The sequence below is a fragment of the Bartonella sp. AP58NXGY genome (assembly GCF_042195785.1).
Taxonomy (GTDB): Bacteria; Pseudomonadota; Alphaproteobacteria; order Rhizobiales; family Rhizobiaceae; genus Bartonella.
In genome coordinates, this window is record NZ_JBHIOY010000073.1 from 1 (window position 1) to 1,344 (window position 1,344).

General features: G+C 39.0%; 1 protein-coding gene. It reads right to left on the reverse strand.

What is annotated here, in order from left to right; all coding sequences use genetic code 11:
* The coding region (locus ACFINC_RS09485; RefSeq protein ID WP_375617048.1) for a ShlB/FhaC/HecB family hemolysin secretion/activation protein at positions 1–878 on the reverse strand (878 nt) is incomplete at its 3' end.
* Between the last annotated feature and the right edge of the window lie 466 nt (positions 879–1,344).

Consider the following 1,344-nt stretch of genomic DNA (forward strand, 5'->3'; position numbering starts at 1 on the left):
GGCTCACTGCGTTGATAGTTAAAATCCCACGCATCATTCATCCCTAAAATATTTTCTACCCTCAAGCCCGCACTATAGCGCGCATAACCCGTGGAAGATTGTCCCATATTGTCATGAGAAACAGTAACCTTGAAAGTTTTATCGGGATGATTGTTAATATTGACAATGGTGCTCCCTTCTTCACGCCCTGGAAGAAGTTCGCTTTGAGCGTGCGCTGAACTCAAACGGTTGATCTGATCAAGCCCCTGTTCAATATCGCGCATGTTCAGAACATGACCTTGAAGACCAGGAAAAGCACTCCATACAACATTATTATAACGAGATGCCGGTGAACCATTATAGTAAATCTCTGAAAGCTTGCCCTCAATGACAACAAATTTGAGCGTCTTGCTGTTTTTGATATCTTGATCAGGAATATAAAAACGCGCCGTTACATAGCCTTGATCCAAATAAACTTTGGTTAACTTCTTGATTAAGAGCTGAATATCAAAAAGACCAATACATCTTCCAACATAAGGCTCTGTTACGGCTGATATAGAGCGCTTTTTGACATGGTGCACTCCCTCAACAACAACAGCATGAATGGGAAAACATTGCTTCCCACCCAAAAGCGTTTCTGGATTTTGCTCTGAAGGCGTCTTGATCCTTTTAGGCGTTAAAGCGCGTAATTTCTCAATTCTTTCTAATTGCTGCTTCTCAGATTGTTGGCGAGAAAAATTATCTGTTGGGGAATGAAAAATAGCTGAGGAGCGCGCATAAACATTTACACCTGTAAACAAACCAAAGAAAACAACAATGGCACGAAAAATTCTCAAAAGAGAACTTTGGCGTAAAAATACACAAAACAATACAGATTGCCCCCGCTTTGCATTATTCATGAAGCACTCTTTAAAAGAACTTCATGGAACCGCTAATAAATCCACTCAAAACAGCCACTGCCCTATAACGCTTTTAACAAAAGCACATGCCTCTGTAACCAAAGAAAAGTGACACCCAAAAACTGCTTTATTTTACAAAAACCACTTTATTTTAACTGCTGAAGATCTCTCCCCCACATTTATATGAAAAAACCTCTAAACAAAACTGTTTAGCCCGTCAATGGTTAATACATTAATATCCCCAGTTTAATGCTACAATATATTTATCAATAATTAGAGATAAATTCACTCTCCAGCTCCTCTAAGCCACTCAACACGCATATAAACGAGACATCATGCGATCAAGCACATCCTGTCGTCAAAAACCATCATAGAAAACAATAAGAAATCTCTTTTAAAACTTTCTACTCAAATAGGCAAAACTCTCTGTACAGCGCATTAAGCAACCGTTCTCCAAAGATAATGA